The following is a 2,762-nucleotide window of genomic DNA, read 5'->3' as shown; positions in this document are numbered from 1 at the left end:
CATGACGAACCCGTTCGAGGACCCCGACGGCACGTACCTCGTGCTCGTCAACGACGAGGGCCAGCACTCGCTGTGGCCGTCCTTCGCCGCGGTTCCCGCGGGCTGGACGGTCGCGAAGGAGGAGGACACCCGGCAGGCGTGCCTCGACCACATCAACGAGAACTGGACGGACATGCGGCCCAAGAGCCTCATCGAGGCCATGGGTGACTAGGCCGGGCGGACCCGTCGGGACCGGACCCGTCGAGATCCCCGCGGTCACCGAGTGGACGATGGAGATGCTCGACGCCGCCGATCTGCGGCCCGCGCCGCTGCCCGCCGCCGAGATGACGTTCACGCTGGCCGGACGGCCGTCCGCCGAGGTCAACCGCGCCATGTACGCGCTGGTCGGTGCCCGCGTCTGCTGGACGGACCGGTTCGGCTGGTCGCACGCGGACTGGCGCGCCTGGGTGGAGCGGCCCGAGCTGAGCACCTGGATAGCGATGGCCGAGGGCACCGTCGCGGGGTTCTTCGAGATCGAGGCGCAGCCCGGCGGCGACACCGAGATCCACCTCGTCGGGCTCGGGCCCGCGTTCGTCGGCCGCGGCTGCGGCGGGTACCTGGTCGAGCAGTGCGTCCGCCGCGCGTGGCGCCGCGGGGAGCTGTGGGCGCCGGGCAGCGGCCCCGCCACGCGCGTGTGGCTGCGCACCAGCAGCCTCGATCACCCCAACGCGATGGCGAACTACGGGCGGCGGGGCTTTAAGGTGGCCGCGGAGACCGTCGCCCCCAAGCTCGTCCCCGACCCCAGGACGGCGCCGTGGCCGCTGCCGCACGACCCGCGCGCCGTCTCCCGCCGGGACGAGGAGGAGGAATTGATCACGTGAGCTGGTTCCGCTGCGCCGAGCCGCGCCCCTGGGCGTCCATGCGGCTGTTCTGCCTGCCGCACGCGGGCGGGTCGGCGGTGTTCTACCGGACCTGGGCCAAGGAGATCAGCCCAGCCGTCGAGGTGCAGGCCGTCCAGTACCCGGGCCGCGCCGACCGGATGGGGGAGCCGCTCATCGACGACGCGTACCGGCTCGCGCGGCTCGTCGCGGGCGCGCTGGCCCCGCTCGCCGACCGTCCGACCGCGCTGTTCGGGCACAGCATGGGCGCCGTCATCGCCTACGAGGTGGCGCGCCTGCTGCAGGAACGGGGGAGCGCCCCGGTGCACCTGTTCGCGTCCGGCGCCCGCGCGCCCCACGACCGGGGGGACGAACGGGTCGCCGGACGCGACGACGACGGCGTCGTCGCCGAGATGGTGCGGCTCGGCGGGACCGACGCCGACGCCCTGCGGGACCCGGAGCTGCGGGAGCTCGTCCTGCCGTACGTCCGCAACGACTTCGCGCTGATCGAGGGCTACGCGCACCGGGACGGCACCCGGCTCACCGTCCCGGTCACCGCGATCGTCGGGGACGACGACCCGCGCGTCACCCCGGAGCAGGCCGCCGGGTGGGGCGCGGTCACCGACGGCCGGTTCGCCCTCAGGACGCTGCCGGGCGGCCACTTCTACCTGGCCGACCGGCAGCCCGACGTCATCGCCGAGGTCCTGCGGACCCTCGAGATCCCCGCCGTCTAGCGGATCAGTAGACGCTCACCCCGTACCGGGAGAGCGGCTCGGTCACCGGCTGGAAGAACGTGGTGCCGCCCCACGTGCAGTTCCCGCTGCCGCCGGAGGTCAGGCCCAGCGCGGTCGACCCGGAGAACAGCGACCCGCCGCTGTCGCCCGGCTCGGCGCACACGGTCGTCCGGATGAGGCCGCTGACGCTGCCCTCCTGGTAGTTGACGGTCTGGTTGAGCGCGGTGACCCGCCCGCGGTGCAGCCCGGTGGTGCTGCCGCTGCGCGAGACGGTCTGGCCGACCGCGGCGTTCCCGGCCCTGGTGATGTCCTGGGTGCCGCCGCCGTACAGGTGGACGACGCCCCGGGTGTCCTGCGGGGTCGAGGTGTAGCGCACGATGCCGTAGTCGTTGCCGGGGAAGCTGCTTCCGGCGGTGTTGCCGAGGGTCCTGCCGCTGCCGTCGGTCCAGGTCGACCCGATATCGGTGCAGTGCCCGGCGGTGAGGAAGTAGTAGGTGCTTCCGCTGCGGACGTTGAAGCCGAGCGAGCAGCGGCCGCCGTTCGTGTAGATGGCCTGGCCGCCGGCGGTGAACATGCGGAACTCTCCGGCGACCCGCTCGGTGCGGACGGCCGCGCCGTGCTGGGCGGCCTCGGCCCGGACCTTCGTCAGCTCCGCGCCGGAGACGGTGCCGTCCATGGACAGGACGACCTGGTTGGTCCGGGGGTCGACGGCCCACGCGGTGCCGGGGACGGTCGCGTCCCGCTTCAGCTCGGCCATGACCTCCTCGAGGTCCGCGCCGCTGCGCTCGACCGTCCGCGCCTGCGCGCCCGCCGCGCGGACGGTCCGCGCGGCGGCGCCGTCGGTCACGGTGACGACGAGCTTGCCGCTGGACTCGTCGAGGTAGGCGCCCGCGGTACTGGCGCCGAGCCGTTCGGTGAGCTGGGCGGCCACCGTGCCGGGGGCGGCCGGGGACGCGGGGGCGGTGGGGGTCGCGGCCGCCGGCGGGGCGGCGGCCAGGGCGGCCGCCGCGATGCCGGCGACCGCCGCGGCGGTACCGGCCGCGGTGCGGGCGCGTCCGTGACGCTGGTTCATTCGTGCCTCCTGGGGGGAGCGGTGCACCCGGACGGTGCACCGGAGACACCGCACATGCTTGAGGAACCGGCAAAGCGGACGAAAGGCGAGAAGATGACT

The 2,762-nt window shown here is 74.3% G+C and carries 4 protein-coding genes; 3 read left to right on the top strand and 1 reads right to left on the bottom strand.

The window, feature by feature from the left end; all coding sequences use genetic code 11:
- The first annotated feature begins 1 nt into the window (after position 1).
- The 3 genes from F7P10_RS04515 to F7P10_RS04505 are packed head-to-tail and all read left to right on the top strand — an operon-like array spanning position 2 to position 1,591.
- Entirely contained in the window at positions 2 to 211 is a 210-nt protein-coding gene (locus F7P10_RS04515; RefSeq protein WP_151008209.1) for an MbtH family protein, read from the top strand.
- Positions 204 to 860 (top strand): GNAT family N-acetyltransferase, encoded by a 657-nt coding sequence (locus tag F7P10_RS04510; RefSeq protein ID WP_254716387.1) that lies wholly within the window; start codon positions 204 to 206, stop codon positions 858 to 860. The genes F7P10_RS04515 and F7P10_RS04510 overlap by 8 nt, the downstream gene beginning before the upstream one ends.
- Positions 857 to 1,591 (top strand): thioesterase II family protein, encoded by a 735-nt coding sequence (locus tag F7P10_RS04505; RefSeq protein WP_176611297.1) that lies wholly within the window; start codon positions 857 to 859, stop codon positions 1,589 to 1,591. Before F7P10_RS04510 ends, F7P10_RS04505 begins: the two co-directional genes overlap by 4 nt.
- Before the next feature lie 4 nt (positions 1,592 to 1,595).
- Here the strand turns inward: F7P10_RS04505 and F7P10_RS04500 are convergent, their stop codons facing one another.
- The gene (locus F7P10_RS04500) at positions 1,596 to 2,663 is read right to left on the bottom strand and encodes a S1 family peptidase (protein WP_151008208.1); all 1,068 of its coding nucleotides are present in this window, start codon (positions 2,661 to 2,663) and stop codon (positions 1,596 to 1,598) included.
- Between the last annotated feature and the right edge of the window lie 99 nt (positions 2,664 to 2,762).

The sequence above is a fragment of the Actinomadura sp. WMMB 499 genome (genome assembly GCF_008824145.1).
GTDB lineage: Bacteria > Actinomycetota > Actinomycetes > Streptosporangiales > Streptosporangiaceae > Spirillospora.
Note: the sequence above shows the minus strand (reverse complement) of the source record. Positions and strands in the feature narration are given on the sequence as shown.

What these genes read in the sequence shown, in the direction of transcription:
- F7P10_RS04500 (WP_151008208.1), bottom strand. Translation starts at nt 2,663, where the DNA reads ATGAACCAGCGTCACGGACGCGCCCGCACCGCGGCCGGTACCGCCGCG.
- F7P10_RS04515 (WP_151008209.1), top strand. Translation starts at nt 2, where the DNA reads ATGACGAACCCGTTCGAGGACCCCGACGGCACGTACCTCGTGCTCGTC.